The sequence below is a fragment of the Peribacillus sp. Aquil_B1 genome (genome assembly GCF_022603275.1).
Taxonomy (GTDB): Bacteria; Bacillota; Bacilli; order Bacillales; family DSM-1321; genus Peribacillus.
In genome coordinates this window covers 1,546,539-1,561,339 of record NZ_JAKXEE010000001.1, presented here as the reverse complement: position 1 = coordinate 1,561,339, position 14,801 = coordinate 1,546,539, and the positions used below count along the sequence as shown (strand labels likewise).

The following is a 14,801-nucleotide window of genomic DNA, read 5'->3' as shown; positions in this document are numbered from 1 at the left end:
TGTATTTTCCACCACTATGAATCACTTCCTTGTTTTGATGAACGTTTACCTATCGATTCATTGAATTGCCTAAACGTTATATCGACTCTCATTAACAATTCAGCACACTCCTCTTCCGATATCGTTAACGGAGGGGAGATGATGATGGCTGCCCCGGTTACACCGTCAAGGCCTGCGGCTGCGGGATAAAGTAGTATTCCATTTCTCATTCCCAATTCAATGATTACATTGGTCACGTCTGCCTCCTTCGGAAATGGGGCCGATGTTGCTTTATCCTGGACAAATTCGATGCCAATCAATAAACCTCTCCCTCGTATATCACCGATAAAGGAATACTTCTCTGCCAACTTTTTCAAGCCCCTAATCAGGTAATTCCCTCTGTCGGCCGATTTTTCGACAAGTTCATTCTTTTCGACATATTCCAAAACGGCCAAAGATATCGCACACGATAACGGATTAGCGCTAAGCGTATGGCCTCCTATAATTGATTTCGAGCCTTTCATTATGGGCTCCATCACGTTTTTGGTCATTACTGCGGCTGCTATCGGGGTATACCCTCCACTCATGCCTTTACCAAAAGTTACGATATCAGGTTCCACATCCCAATATTCGGAAGCAAGCATTTTTCCGGTACGTCCAAATCCGGTCATTACTTCATCCGCAATGAATAAAATTTCATTCTCCTCGCATATTTTCTTGAGTTTTCGAAAATAACCATCAGGAGGAACGATTGCCCCTCCTGCAGCGCCGATAACAGGTTCAGCAATGAATGCAGCTATATTTTCACTGCCAATACGCCGGATTGATGCTTCCAATTCCGAAGCACAGGCCATTCCGCACGAATGCGAATCAAGTTGAAGTGGACATCGGTAACAATATGGAGGAGATACAGAAGGATATGATTCAAGCAAAGGAGTAAATCGTTCTCGGCGAATCGGATGTCCGGACATTGAAAGAGCTCCCAGCGTAATGCCATGGTAGCTCATCCATCTCGATATGATTTTCTGTTTCTTTGGCTTCCCTTTTTCCTGCCAATGCTGAATGGCAATTTTCAATGCCGTTTCAGTCGCTTCGGAGCCGCTGTTTACAAAAAAGCTGTATGTCAGTTCCCCTTTTGTCAATTCTGCAATTTTCCCGGCAAGTTTCTCTGCAGCATCGCTGGTAAATTGGGAACGATACACGAATGAAACCTGTCTAGCCTGTTTGACCATCGCCTCAATGACTTCCTGGACTCCATGGCCAATATTGGCTGTAACAGCACCGGAAGAAGCATCTAGATAATCCTTTCCATCTTTATCGTACAAAAAAACTCCCTGACCATGACTGATAGTCGGGTAGGCTCCTCCCAGGACCGGTTTGATTAATGAAGACTGCTCCATAAGCCTGCACACTCCTTCTCTTTAAAAACAAATGCAATATAATAAAGTGTATGTCCAGGTGAAGACAATCTTGCTAAGGAAATTGACCTAGGCATGTAATCGGATACGTTTCTTGGTTTCATGAGAGATCCTCAAAAAAATGGCGACAAAAAAAGTGTATCCGCAAGAGATACACTTTTTTCTTACAATACGCTATTTAGTTTTTCTTCACGAATTGATTCCAAAAAACTTTCATCCTTTAAAACAGCCAGCACATTTTTATAAAAAGCAGTTTTATCGATAACTGAAGTATGTACATATTCATACTCTTTTAAAGACGGATGACGCAAAACATTTTTCATGCAGGAATGACAAACTTTTTTAGTTCCTAACTTATAGTAGTTCAAGTTACTTGCATCCCCATTAGAAGTGTCTTCGTTACATACGAAACATGTATGGCTCACACGGCCTTTTTTATTATACTCGGCCAAAGCCCCTTCTAAACGAATGGATGCTGGAATTGTTAATAACACATAATCACCTTTTCTATTTTAAATCTCTTAGTATTATATCAGAAAAATAAAGAATTTGAACTATTAGACTCATATTCCCTAATAATGCTTGTAAAATAGGACAAATCCGAGGACTTACAAGAGGAAAGACTCCTAAAATACACCAGAATGCAAAATATATTCATACATATCCCGAACAGATGAAGACACCGTCCACTTTTTGAACGGCGTCTTCATAATGTGTCATGAAAGGATCTGGATCGTCGCTTTTCCATTCTTCACCTTCATTACTGCTTTTGAACCAACCGGCACCGTTACAAAAGGATGGACATGACCGAAATTGGCATTAGCGATCACAGGTATGCCATTTATCTCCTTTTTGGAAGTGATGATTTCCCGTAAGGCATATTCAGTCATTCCTGAATCCTTTTGGAAACGGCCGATGACGATTCCTTTAATCCCACTTGCACCTGGCTGATGGAGCAAGGATTGTAAATCCCGGTCAAAACTGAATGGATGGCTTTCTTCGTCATCTTCTATGAAAAGGATACTGTCCTTTAAAGATGGCATGAACTCTGTCCCTTGTAATAGATTGAGTGTACAAAGATTACCTCCAATGATTGTTCCAGCCGCTTCACCTTCCTGAATGGCCATATATCCACCATTCGGGTGGAAAGTTCGGTCATCCTGTTCTAAATGCCAGGAATCATCACTCCACGTCTCACTTGGCTCAAGATAAAAGCCTTCACTTTCAATTACAGCCTTTTTAAAATATTCCATCGTATATTCCAGACCAGCCTTCATCCCGAACGTCGAGAAATGAGGACCTGAATATGTAGTTAAACCTGTTTTATTATAAATGGCCAATAAAAGTGCAGTTATATCACTATATCCCATCAGCACTTTTGGATTTTTCTTAATCAAATCATAGTCGATATACCGTAACAATTGGTTAGCGTTATACCCCCCGATGGCTGTAAAAATCCCCTTCACATTTGGATCCCTGAACGCCTCATGCAAATCCTCGATCCGGTCTTCGATCGAATTCGAGAAAAAGTCATCATGGAACAAAGCCGTTTCACCATATGTCACTTTAAAACCAAGTTCAGTCAACCTTTCTTCTGCCAATCTGCGTTGTTCCCCTTTGACAATCGCCAAGCTTCTTGAAGGAGCGATTACGCGAATTTCATCCCCTGCTTGTAAACCGGAAGGTTTCATATCTTTATCCCCCTAAATTAATTACATTCTGTCGTTATTTTAGCAGAAATGGTGAACAAAGAAAAACCCAGAACCTTTATGGTATGTCCTTCACACACGTTATTTTCTTGCAGATTGGCCATGCTGGTATCAGGATTGGAAATAAGGTGGGGATGTATCGCCTGTCCAACTTGGATTTAACCTGCCTTTTCAGTCAACAACCATGGAATCTAAAAAGGTCCACCACATTCTTTACAAAAGAAAAAACCAGCTTTATCAGCTGGTCTTTAGGTTATTGTATTAGCAGCAAAATGAAGCGCCGATGATAATCAATAGAATGAACAAGACAACGATTAATGCGAAGCCTGATCCAAATCCACAGCAACCGCCGCCGCCGTATCCGCCACCGAATCCACCGCCACCATAACCGAATCCTGGTCCTGCAACATTTCCACCATATCCGTACATTAAGTTTCACTCCTTTTAGAATTCTTATTTCTCTTTACACCTTACCATATGTCAATACGCCCGCCTTGGTCTGTGCATTTGCCCATTTTTCTGGATTTAAGAAAAAACTTCAAGCAACACCATCTTCACCGTTATTCATTCAATGGCTGAAATACCGCAAGTAACCATGAAAAATGTCAAAAAAAACGTTTCATATTTATTGTGTTACGTTAAAATTGGGATATAATAAGGAAAAAACAATTCTTAGCCTCTTTAAGATATCTCATCCCTACATGGATACATAAAAGGCAATACGGGGGAACATAATTGAAAACGAACGCAAAATCCTTCATCCCTTTCGCTGCAATCGCCACGATCCTTCTAATCAGCTATATCCTTCAAAAAGTCCCTAAAACATATGGATCAGATGATTCCATTAATGTTTATCAAAAATTCCAATCAGGCCAGCCCATTCAATATCTCGTCATTGGTGACAGTATCGGAAGAGGATCGGGAGCTGAAAAGCCTGAACTAACATGGTTCAACCAGTTAGAAAATAAGATGAATGAAGCCAATGATATCTCTTTACACGGTGACTACGTGGTCCAAAGTGGAGCCACTGCTTTTGAAGGCTTATTCAAGCTTTCCCAAAAAAGGGAGCATGATCACAAAGATCTGATTTTCTTCGTTTTTGGTGAGAATGATCGTAAATATATGAATGTCGATGATTTTACCATGACATATGAAGCGTTAATGAGAAAGGCGAAACGTCTCCACCCTAATGCTGAATTATTCACAATAACAGAGAGTTCCTTGAAATATGAAGAATTCGCTTCAGCCATCGAACTTTTATCCAAACATTACGGTGCAACCAATGTGGATATGCGACCTATATTCAAAGATTCAGGATATACGGAAAAACAGCTGACAAGAGATTTGGTTCATCCAAATGGGCTGGGTTATAAATTATATGCTGATGCAATTTATGAACGGTTCCTGGATAACATCAAACGGGAAAAGGCTGTAGCAGTCCTTCCATCTAAGCTGCATGCCCGTTCTGGATTTGAATTATCGGAAATTGACCACTATGGAAAAATGAGCGGCTTCCGTCCAAGGGGCGGCTATTTCACAAGCAGTGAAAAGGGCAGTGTGATTGAATATACCTTCAAGGGAAGTATGCTTGGTGTGAAACTGCTTAGAAGTCCTGATGGCGGCGAAGTGAATGTATGGATCGACGGAAATGAAATCACGACTTTGAATACGTGGTGGCCATTTGCCCGTGAAAGATATTTATTTATCACAAATGGGCTCCGTCCCGGTTCACATACTGTCCGTTTCGAGGTGACTGGCAGGACTAAAGCATTGGAACTTACCACCATTCCATATGTCCGGATCGCTTCAATCATCACAGATTGATTATGACCCAATAAAAACCCCCCTATCATTAGCTGATAGGGGGGTTTGCATTCAATCAAACAGCTTTTTGTATTCTCCGTATCCTTCTTTTTCAAGATCTTGGAGCGGGATGAACCTTAATGATGCAGAATTGATGCAATAGCGTAAGCCCGACGGTCCCGGCCCATCATTGAAAACATGACCCAAATGAGAATCGGCAGTTTTTGAGCGAACCTCTATCCTTCTCATACCATAACTCGTATCGAGGTTTTCCACTACTTCATCTTCTTTAAGCGGTTTAGTGAAGCTTGGCCAACCGCAGCCTGAATCGAACTTTTCCTTTGAAGTGAAAAGAGGATTGCCTGAAACAATATCCACATATAATCCTTCTTCCTTCAAGTTCCAATATTCATTGTTGAAGGCTGGTTCCGTTCCATTATTTTGTGTGACTTCATATTGAATCGGAGTGAGTTTCTGTTTTAATTCTTCTTTACTTTTCATTTTTTCCCCCCAGTGATGTTGTATAAATGCTTTCCGTCCTGAACCAATCGAATATCTTTCATAATGCTCAGGTTGCTTTTTATAATAATGCTGGTGGTATGTCTCGGCTGGATAAAACGTTTTGGCTGGTATAATCGGCGTTACGATCGGTCCTGGAAATTTCCCGCTTGCCTGCAGCTTAGCTTTGGATGCTTCTGCTATTTTACGTTGGTTTTCGTCATGATAAAAAATGGCCGTTTGATAAGAACTTCCTCGGTCATAAAATTGCCCGCCAGCATCTGTCGGATCAATTTGCTGCCAAAATAACTCGATTATCTCCTCATATGGATACACGCTTGGATCAAAGGTGATTTGAACTGCTTCATAATGGCCCGTGGTTTCGGAACAAACTTCTTTGTACGTAGGGTTTTCCGTAGTCCCGCCCGTATAGCCGGAGATAACGGATTCGATGCCAGGCTGTTCATCGAATGGTTTCACCATGCACCAGAAACATCCGCCTGCGAATGTTGCCTTCTCTAATTGCTTTGTCAAATGAAAATCCTCCTTTTTTACAAACAATCCATTGAATGAATTTTAACGCTTTTATATGAGCGTGTAAAATAATATGCCGATCGGCCCTTTTACGAAAAATCGTCTCCCTTCTTTATATACGGTAGACACACGCCCAAGCATGACAACATATGATAAGAACATACTGGAAAAATGAGAGGTGCTTGGAAATGAGCGATAAACAATCATATCCACAAAAATCGGTAACCTATGATTTACTATCGTCTTATTACAAAAACAGCGATCCGCAATTACATGATTATTATTTCCATAACCATTTGAAAAGTCTCGAAAAATCAACACAACAAATGAGATATGAACAAATGAATGGGCCACTGCCTGCACAAGTACGCTTTTTGCATGCTGCCCCAACAGCTCCCTCATTTGATGTTTATTTAAATGAAATGCATATCCTTAAAAATTTTTCATTTAAAGAAAACAATGGTTATTTACCGCTCCCCCCTGGCAAGTACCCATTGGAAATATACTGCAGCGGACAAAGCGCCTTACCTCTTTTAAGCTGTAAAGTAGCTCTCGAAGGCGGGACTTCATACACCATTGCTCTTGCATCTACCCTGGCTAATGAATCATTGAGCATGTTATCTTTCGAAGATAATCCATTTGTTCCTCCAAATGAAGCAAAGGTACGATTCATCCAGCTTTCACATGATTTACTCTCGGTGGATATTGCCGTCAAAGATGGAGATGTTGTTTTTGATCAACTCCATTTCAGGAAAGCAAGCGAATATCTAAATATACATCCCATGATAGTAGACTTCGAAGTGAGGATATCTGGGACAAAAGAAATCGCACTCCCTTTGCCAAACAAAGCCTTCCAAGTAAATACTCCCACAACCATTTATTTAATTGGTTCGAATCGGCAGTCATCCTCACTAGAAACCTTAACGCTATCTCCATAAATGGATAAAAAACCAGGATGCAATGATCCTGGTTTTTTATCCATTTATTCACTATCACTGTAATGATGATGGGATGGTCAATAAAAATGAAATATCATCATTTTTTAGATCGAATTCATTCGCCTTAACCCTAATATCGCTTTTCAGTTCCATATCCTGTAATGACACATAAATACTTTCGTCATTGGGACTGATGCTAACCCAATCCGGCATATTATAACGCTCATTTATTAAATTCATTACATATGAAACAGGAAGGTTCATTTTACCGACTGCAATTGATTTTTGTTTCAGGATCAAATCCCCATTCTTTTGGGCAATTGGTTCAAAAGTCAATTTCATTTCCACTTCACGGTTGAAAAATGGCATTGTTCCATATAATTCGACTTCATCCGTTAAATACACTTCGTAGTGAATGGATCCCGTCAATCCCTCTTTATCCAGATACTGGTTGATTAATCTTGTCAAATCTTCCCGATTCGTATGAATTTGAAATTGGATATCTTCTTCATGGCTTACTTTGGGTATCAAATCTTTATCTTTAGTCGGCAGATTAACTAAAATCGTTACAAACAAGATGACCAGGATGTTTAGGGCTAATAGGGAAATAAACAAAGTCTTCCATTTGACATTTGTCATTCTTGGTCATCATCTCCTTTGGCACTCGCTTCCAATGTGTCCTTTCCGATAGTGGTAATATCCATATCATTATAGATTCTTGTCGCGATTAATTCATATCCGCGATCATTTGGGTGAAAATAATCCTCGGCATACAGCAAATCTTCTTCGGAATTCTCAAAAATATCTGCTATTTCAATAAAATAGGCTGAATCATATTCTTCAATGATCTCTTTTCCGCTTTCATTCCAATCATTCATGATCATATCAAGTTCATAAAAATCTCCGAACCATTTGGAAAATGGATTATAGACGCCTACAAGGTAAATTTGCGCAGAATCATTTTCGGAACGAACCTTATCAAGTATCTGCCTTAATCTTTTTTCATACCCTATTTTTGCCGAATCAAACTGATTCAGTTCCAAGTTGGAGAAGTTCTGTTTAAAGACCTTCATGATATCATTTCCACCGATTGTGACGACAATCGAGTCAGCTTGCTTTATGTCTTCTTTAATCCTAGTCTTATCCAGTCTTTTCAATAGTTGGTCGGTCCTATTTCCACGTATGCCATGATTAATCATCTCAACTGAAGTAATCGATGGTTCTTTTTCCAGCTTATTTTGTAAATATGGCAGATACCCGCCATTATCTTTACTATCACCGACCCCTTGAGTCAAGGAGTCGCCAATCGATACGATTTTCACAGGGTCCGGAAAAAAGCTGGCAGGAATGGTTTCCTTTTTGCTCAGCTCAACTATGCTTTTCTGCTGAACAGATGGCTGATTTGAGGCTGTTTCACTTTGACTGCAGCCTGAAATCCAAACTAGGCATATGAAAAGACAGGTGATTTTGTACCTCATGACCCTCACCTTCCTACCCATATATTATATCATGCAGAAAACGAAAGATTGCAAACAATATACCTTCATTGCACTTCCAGAATTGAGCATTCCTTACTATACAATATGAAAAATGCAGTGAATTAAAGCTAGTCCTATAAAAATTAGCATGTTACTTAGCATGTAAAATCATTCTTCACTACCGCTGTTTCTTCAAAAACTTATTGCTCATTTTCAGTATCGTTAAAGCTCTATTGAAATCCTTATAAAGGATGGATGAAAACAGAAAGAACAGGTCATTTAACCTGTTCAATAATTCTGTAAAATTTTAATATGCTTAATGATTTCATCAAAGGGAATATCCTGCAGGCCTGTATAATCCATGATGATTTTTCCTTCTTGATCAATCAGAAAAAAGCTGGTACCATGAATCACCTGATCTTCCGCTTCTGGTTTTTTGACGATCGTTTTAAAGTTATCCAATGCAAACTGCTCGATTTCTTCCTGTCCATAACCGGTCAGAAAGTGCCAGTTGCCGTAATCCACATTAAATTGGTCACCAAACTTTTTCAAAACATCAGGTTTGTCAATTTCCGGGTCCACGGAAAATGAAACGAACTCTACATCCTTAATACCTTCATCCTTCAATTGCTGCTGCAGCTTCGTCATATTCGAAGTCATGGGGAGACAGACCGTCTCACAGCTTGTGAATATAAAATCCGCTACCCAAACCTTTCCTTTAAGATCGCTTTTTGAGAAAGGTTTACCCTCCTGATCGATGTAACTGAAATCTTCAAGGTCCCAATTTTTAGCATCAGGTACACCATTGGAACCACATGCTGTCAACAGCAATAAAATCGATGCTCCCATAGCTGCCATAAGCAATTGCAGCTTTCTCATCCCTACCCCGTCCTTTATGTATAAAATATTCTGTTACTTCATTTATTCTAACAGACCCATCGTAATGAGAACAGTAACTATTTCTACGAATTAAAGACAATTGTAAAAGTGACAAAACCGCCGCAAAACGCAGTTTCATATGGTTTATTCATATCAATCCCAATAATACATGATGGCCATTGCGCCTTCACCCGTATGGGTACTGACAACAGCAGTCGTTGCTTCTATCTTTATGTCTTGGTATCCTGTTAAGTCTGCAATGGCGTGGCGGACTTTATCCGCTATTTCAAGACCATTCGCATGTACAAAACCAATGCCCCTAATTTTTTTGCCTTGAGTATCTTCTTTGAATTTCTTGATGATGAACTTCACGACCTGTGACTGGCTCCTAGCTTTGGATACGGGATTCAGTACACCATCATCAAGAAGTGCAATCGGCTTTATGTGCAGCAATGAACCGATAAAGGCAGAAACTTTGCCAATCCTTCCACCCTTAACAAGGTTATCAAGTGTCTCTATGACAATGATTAAACTTGACTGCTTTTTAATATGTTCCAGTCGATCAATTATCTCCGCTGCGGATTTCCCTTCCTTCGCCATCTTCGCTGCCTCGATCACCTGGAACGACATCGCTTTTGAAATGAATTTCGAGTCAAGCACAGTAACCTTCGCTTCAGACATGCTTGCTGCGCTTTCCGCTGAGCGAACTGTGCCGCTCATGCCACCAGTCATATGTATGGAAATAATCTCGCTGCCGTCCTTTCCTAGTTCATCATATACCTCCACAAAGGTACCTGCGGCTGGCTGTGAGCTTTTTGGCAATTCTTTAGACTGGTTCATCCTTTTCAGGAATTCCTCTTGTTCGATTTCAACCTTATCCAAAAAAGTCTCCCCATCTATAAAAATCGATAACGGGACCATTGTTATATCATAAAATTCCAGTTCCTCTGGTGTCATATCTACTGTCGAGTCTGTTACTATCTTTACTTTATTCATCATTACACATCCCTAAGTTAACATATCTATTGTATTATACCTATTCAAGGTACGCATTCAAACCAAAGATCTTCTTTTTTCAAGTGAAGTGATACTTATCTTTTGAAATGATTACACAAAAAAAGACCGTTCCATGGAGCTAACCTGAACACATGCCGATTTATTCGTAATTTCATGGCATTCGTGTCATCTCTTTTAACGGAGAAGTTAGCTATGGAACAGTCCGCATTAAGCATTATTTAGTAAACTTCCAAAAAAAAGCTTGTTATAAACGGGCCATTTGAGTACGGATGCTAAATAATGCTTAAATGAGTAATTTTCTTTATGATCTTTATTGGCAAAAACCTTCTTTACAAATACTTCCAAACGCACGGTCAACATAAAAAAATTCGGATCACTAGGCAGTAAGACAGGTATTTCTGAAATTGTGACCTTATGTCCAAAACAATCTTTGAATTCCAAGCATTTGAACATCAATATATCAATCCTCATTTTTCACCGATTGCTTACATTATACACAATAAAACCAAAAGTATAAATATTCAAATGTGTAAAAAAACAGACAAATCAGATTGACTTTCACAAAAAAAAAGACCCATAAAGGCAAAATGCCTTTATGGACCTCTTTTTATAAACCTTCCTCGTATGTGCCTTCCCGCAAGCTTTCACGTTTCACCCTTCGTTTATAGACGACTTTAGATAAAGAAATACTGATTTCATATAATAAAAGCAGCGGAACCATCACCATAAAGTCTGACATAAAGTCAGGCGGCGTAATCGATATCGCTATGACAACCAATACAAAGTATGCATACTTCCTTAACTTTTGAAGTACATAAGGATTAATTATGCCAAGGGAGGTCAAAAACATCGTAACGACAGGAAGCTCGAATAAAACAGCAAAAGGTATTGTCATATTAAATACGAATGAAAAGTACTTATCCGCTGTAAAACTGGTTATGAACATCCCATCTCCCAATTCAATCAAAAATTGAAGAATGGTCGGGAAGATGACAAAATAACCGAAAGCAAGCCCTCCGATAAATAGCAGGAAAAGTGCCGGAATATAGGCAAGGGTCGCCCTTACTTCATTTGGCATCAAAGCGGGTTTAACGAATAACCAGATCTGCAGGGCAATTACCGGTATCGTTGCCGCAATGGCTACGACTCCTGCAAGCATAAAGTAAATCCAGATTATATCGCTCGGTCCCAATACCATCAGTTCAAAATCGAGATCTTTCACGAACCAATTATAAATCTCCTCAACATAAATAAAACTGGCGATAAAAAAGATGACAAAAGCAACAGCTGTAATGATGAGCCGTTTTCTCAATTCATCGAGATGATCGATGATATTTAAATCTTTATCTTCCAAAGTTGATCACGCCTTCATCTGAAAATCCGTATCTTGTTCCAGCATAAAGGCGCAAGACGATTCCATCTTACGCCCAGCATTCAATCATTCATGATTTTTTTGTTGCAGCTTCTTATCTTCTTCATAATCACCTTTTGTTAAATCACTCGTGGATTTTTTAAACTCACGAAGCGTTTGTCCAAAAGCACGGCCAATTTCTGGAAGTTTCTTCGGACCAAAGATAATTAATGCCAAAATTAAGATGAGAATTAGACCAGGTACTCCAATGTTCGACATGGATACATCCCCTTTGGTGTTGTAATTTGACCTACCCCGATTATAATACCATTTCCAACCAATTGAAAGGGAACTGGCAATTCGTCATAGAATGGTAACAATTATCGACAGTATGCCCTTATACGACTGGGCAGGCAGAATAAAATGTAAAAACATAGGTATTATTCTATCCTAATTTAACATTTTGTCCATGATTAAATCAATAAGTGAAATAAATTACTGTCTTTATTGACCTCTACAAAAGAAAATCCTTTCTTGTTCATCCTTTGAATGAGCCCCTCATAATCATTTTTATCTTTTAGCTCAATACCAACCAGGGCCGGCCCGCTTTCTTTATTATTTTTCTTCGTATATTCAAAACGGCTTATATCGTCATTCGGTCCTAACACCTCATCAAGGAATTCCCTTAAAGCTCCAGCACGTTGCGGAAAATTCACGATGAAGTAATAAAGCAGGCCTTCATATAATAAGGATTTCTCCTTAATTTCCTGCATACGCCCAATGTCGTTATTCCCTCCGCTGACCATGCAAACGACCGTTTTGCCTTTGATTTGTTCTTTGTATAAATCCAACGCGGCCACAGATATAGCCCCTGCCGGTTCAGCTACGATCGCATGCTGATTATATAAATCGAGAATCGTCGTACAGATTTGGCCTGGAGGGACGACAATGATATCTTCCAGGTTTTCTTTACAAAGCTGATATGTCAACTGTCCCACACACTTGACAGCTGCTCCGTCAACGAATGTATCTATGTTTTCAAGTTCAGAAACTTTTCCTTCCTTGAAGGAGTATTCCATCGAAGCAGCACCTTGCGGCTCCACTCCAATGCATTTCGTTTTTGGGGAAACCGATTTAAAATAACTTGATACTCCAGCCATTAATCCGCCTCCGCCCATAGCGGCAAATACATAGTCGATTCCATCTTCACAATCATTCAGGATTTCTACTGCGGTTGTTCCCTGCCCGGCGATTACCTTTTCATCGTCAAATGGGTGGATAAAGGAACGACCTTCTTTTTCACAGCATTCCATCGCCATGGCAAATGCATCATCGAATGTATCCCCGATAAGGATGATTTCCACATTATCCCTGCCGAATAGCTGAACTTGATCGACTTTTTGCCTTGGAGTGGTAGCAGGCATATAAATTTTCCCGTGGATACCCAATTGGCTGCAGGAAAAAGCTACTCCCTGTGCGTGGTTTCCTGCACTGGCACAAACCACTCCATTCTTCGTCTCTTCAGCGGTCAGGCTTTTCATTTTATAGTAAGCCCCTCTTAATTTAAAAGAACGTACGTGTTGTAAGTCCTCACGTTTTAAATAAACATTACAATCATATTTTTCAGAGAGTCTCTGATTTTTTTGTAAAGGAGTATGCAAAACGATTTCTTTCAGTTCTCTATAGGCAATTAGAATATCTTCCAATTGAATCCCCCTATTCTTAGATGCAGTCTGATTCATAACAATCCCTCATTTCCTTCCTAATGAATTCAATCATTATAGCACTTTACTGTTATTAATGTAATTGATTTTTCTAAAAATTCTTTCTTTTGTTTGTTTCATACCAAAAAAAACCGATTATGGTCATTTCCCCATAATCGGTTTAGCACTTTATTTTTTTTGCAGAATAATAAAATCATGTGCATATCGATTTTTTTCATCGATGCTGCCTGGGTTTGAAGAGATTTTATCCCATTCATTTTCATTAATCATGGGAAAGAAAGTATCACCTTCAAAGGTTTCATGGATTTCCGTTATATACAAGCGGTCGGTAAAAGGAAGGATTTCCTTGAAGATTTCAGCTCCGCCAATCACGAAGACTTCCTCATCTCGGTTATCTGCAAACGTTTTGATTTCTGCTATATCATGTAAAACTACGCAGCCTTCCGCTTTAAAATCCTGATTGCGGGTAACGATGACATTTTCGCGGCCAGGCAGGACCCTGCCGATCGATTCAAATGTTTTTCGGCCCATGACAATCGGGTGGCCCATCGTCACTTTTTTAAAATACTGCAAATCTGCCGGTAAATGCCACGGCAGTTTATTGTTATTACCTATCACACGATTTTGATCCATAGCCACTATCAATGATATCATATACTAACCTCACCTTTTATATGGGGATGGGCTTCGTAATTTTCCAAAACGAAGTCCTCGAAGCTAAAGTCAAAGATATTTTTCACATCCGGATTGATTTTCATGATTGGCAATGGTTTGGGATCACGAGTCAACTGCAGTTCCACTTGTTCAAGGTGGTTAGAGTAGATGTGGACATCCCCGAAAGTATGTACAAATTCGCCAACTTCCAAATCACACACTTGGGCGATCATCATCGTTAATAGCGCATATGAAGCTATATTAAAAGGAACACCTAAAAAGACGTCCGCCGAACGTTGGTATAGCTGGCAAGAAAGCTTACCATCAGCGACATAGAATTGAAAGAAAGCATGGCAAGGCGGCAAGGCCATTTCGTCCAGTTCCCCAACATTCCAAGCACTGACTATCAGCCTTCTTGAATTTGGATTCGTTTTGATTTGTTCGATCAATTCACTGATTTGGTCGATTTGCCTTCCATCAGCCGTTCCCCAAGAACGCCATTGATGACCATAAATCGGACCTAATTCTCCTTTTTCATCAGCCCATTCATTCCAGATGCGCACGCTATTTTCCTGAAGGTAGCCAACGTTCGTATCACCCTTCAAAAACCACAATAGTTCATGGATAATCGCTTTTAAACTAACCTTTTTCGTTGTAAGTACAGGGAATCCATCTTTTAAATTGAATCTCATTTGATATCCAAAGGTACTGATCGTTCCTGTTCCCGTTCGATCACCCTTTTGCGTTCCATTTTCGAGTACATGCTTACATAAATCTAAGTATTGCTTCATGATAAACCACCTTTTCTACTTTCATTCT

Annotated in this window: 17 protein-coding genes; 2 read left to right on the top strand and 15 right to left on the bottom strand. The window is 39.7% G+C overall.

The window, feature by feature from the left end:
- Nucleotides 1-14 precede the first annotated feature (14 nt).
- From MPH60_RS07865 to MPH60_RS07850, 4 genes are all read right to left on the bottom strand, one after another.
- Nucleotides 15-1,379 (bottom strand): aspartate aminotransferase family protein, encoded by a 1,365-nt coding sequence (locus MPH60_RS07865; protein WP_241590374.1) that lies wholly within the window; start codon nucleotides 1,377-1,379, stop codon nucleotides 15-17.
- 182 nt (nucleotides 1,380-1,561) lie between these two features.
- The gene (locus MPH60_RS07860) at nucleotides 1,562-1,891 is read right to left on the bottom strand and encodes a hypothetical protein (RefSeq protein ID WP_089364046.1); all 330 of its coding nucleotides are present in this window, start codon (nucleotides 1,889-1,891) and stop codon (nucleotides 1,562-1,564) included.
- Nucleotides 1,892-2,113: 222 nt separating this feature from the next.
- On the bottom strand, nucleotides 2,114-3,088 hold the full coding sequence (locus tag MPH60_RS07855; protein ID WP_241590373.1) for a S66 family peptidase: 975 nt from the start codon (nucleotides 3,086-3,088) through the stop codon (nucleotides 2,114-2,116).
- Nucleotides 3,089-3,367: 279 nt separating this feature from the next.
- Nucleotides 3,368-3,535 carry a YjcZ family sporulation protein gene (locus MPH60_RS07850; RefSeq protein WP_241590372.1) on the bottom strand — a complete coding sequence of 56 codons (168 nt, stop codon included), beginning with the start codon at nucleotides 3,533-3,535 and terminating at the stop codon, nucleotides 3,368-3,370.
- 306 nt (nucleotides 3,536-3,841) lie between these two features.
- On the opposite strand from MPH60_RS07850, the gene MPH60_RS07845 reads away from it, so the two are divergent.
- Nucleotides 3,842-4,930 carry an SGNH/GDSL hydrolase family protein gene (locus MPH60_RS07845; protein ID WP_241590371.1) on the top strand — a complete coding sequence of 363 codons (1,089 nt, stop codon included), beginning with the start codon at nucleotides 3,842-3,844 and terminating at the stop codon, nucleotides 4,928-4,930.
- A gap of 51 nt (nucleotides 4,931-4,981) precedes the next feature.
- Here the strand turns inward: MPH60_RS07845 and msrB are convergent, their stop codons facing one another.
- A complete protein-coding gene (gene msrB / locus MPH60_RS07840) occupies nucleotides 4,982-5,941 on the bottom strand; it encodes a peptide-methionine (R)-S-oxide reductase MsrB (RefSeq protein WP_241590370.1) in 960 nt (319 codons plus the stop codon).
- Between the two features lie 188 nt (nucleotides 5,942-6,129).
- Between msrB and MPH60_RS07835 the strand changes: the two genes are divergently transcribed.
- The gene (locus tag MPH60_RS07835; RefSeq protein WP_241590369.1) at nucleotides 6,130-6,879 is read left to right on the top strand and encodes a DUF4397 domain-containing protein; all 750 of its coding nucleotides are present in this window, start codon (nucleotides 6,130-6,132) and stop codon (nucleotides 6,877-6,879) included.
- A gap of 54 nt (nucleotides 6,880-6,933) precedes the next feature.
- Here the strand turns inward: MPH60_RS07835 and MPH60_RS07830 are convergent, their stop codons facing one another.
- The 10 genes from MPH60_RS07830 to MPH60_RS07785 form a co-directional block, all read right to left on the bottom strand.
- A complete protein-coding gene (locus MPH60_RS07830) occupies nucleotides 6,934-7,518 on the bottom strand; it encodes a YpmS family protein (RefSeq protein ID WP_101225282.1) in 585 nt (194 codons plus the stop codon).
- Nucleotides 7,515-8,357 (bottom strand): SGNH/GDSL hydrolase family protein, encoded by an 843-nt coding sequence (locus MPH60_RS07825; protein ID WP_241590368.1) that lies wholly within the window; start codon nucleotides 8,355-8,357, stop codon nucleotides 7,515-7,517. Before MPH60_RS07825 ends, MPH60_RS07830 begins: the two co-directional genes overlap by 4 nt.
- Nucleotides 8,358-8,645: 288 nt before the next feature.
- Entirely contained in the window at nucleotides 8,646-9,236 is a 591-nt protein-coding gene (locus tag MPH60_RS07820; RefSeq protein ID WP_048686762.1) for an SCO family protein, read from the bottom strand.
- Nucleotides 9,237-9,389: 153 nt separating this feature from the next.
- Nucleotides 9,390-10,232: a DegV family protein gene (locus tag MPH60_RS07815; RefSeq protein WP_241590367.1), complete on the bottom strand. Its 843-nt coding sequence runs from the start codon at nucleotides 10,230-10,232 to the stop codon at nucleotides 9,390-9,392.
- Nucleotides 10,233-10,460: 228 nt separating this feature from the next.
- A complete protein-coding gene (locus MPH60_RS07810) occupies nucleotides 10,461-10,706 on the bottom strand; it encodes a DUF2535 family protein (RefSeq protein ID WP_223255914.1) in 246 nt (81 codons plus the stop codon).
- A 154-nt stretch (nucleotides 10,707-10,860) separates the two neighbouring features.
- Nucleotides 10,861-11,607, bottom strand: coding sequence for a twin-arginine translocase subunit TatC (gene tatC / locus MPH60_RS07805; protein WP_241590366.1), 747 nt, complete (start codon nucleotides 11,605-11,607; stop codon nucleotides 10,861-10,863).
- A gap of 84 nt (nucleotides 11,608-11,691) precedes the next feature.
- Nucleotides 11,692-11,883: a twin-arginine translocase TatA/TatE family subunit gene (gene tatA, locus MPH60_RS07800; RefSeq protein WP_034307557.1), complete on the bottom strand. Its 192-nt coding sequence runs from the start codon at nucleotides 11,881-11,883 to the stop codon at nucleotides 11,692-11,694.
- Nucleotides 11,884-12,077: 194 nt separating this feature from the next.
- The gene (gene ilvA, locus MPH60_RS07795; protein ID WP_241590365.1) at nucleotides 12,078-13,346 is read right to left on the bottom strand and encodes a threonine ammonia-lyase IlvA; all 1,269 of its coding nucleotides are present in this window, start codon (nucleotides 13,344-13,346) and stop codon (nucleotides 12,078-12,080) included.
- A gap of 150 nt (nucleotides 13,347-13,496) precedes the next feature.
- Complete coding sequence (locus MPH60_RS07790; RefSeq protein ID WP_241590364.1) at nucleotides 13,497-13,982, bottom strand: dihydrofolate reductase; 486 nt, start codon at nucleotides 13,980-13,982, stop codon at nucleotides 13,497-13,499.
- A complete protein-coding gene (locus tag MPH60_RS07785) occupies nucleotides 13,979-14,773 on the bottom strand; it encodes a thymidylate synthase (RefSeq protein ID WP_048686772.1) in 795 nt (264 codons plus the stop codon). Before MPH60_RS07785 ends, MPH60_RS07790 begins: the two co-directional genes overlap by 4 nt.
- Between the last annotated feature and the right edge of the window lie 28 nt (nucleotides 14,774-14,801).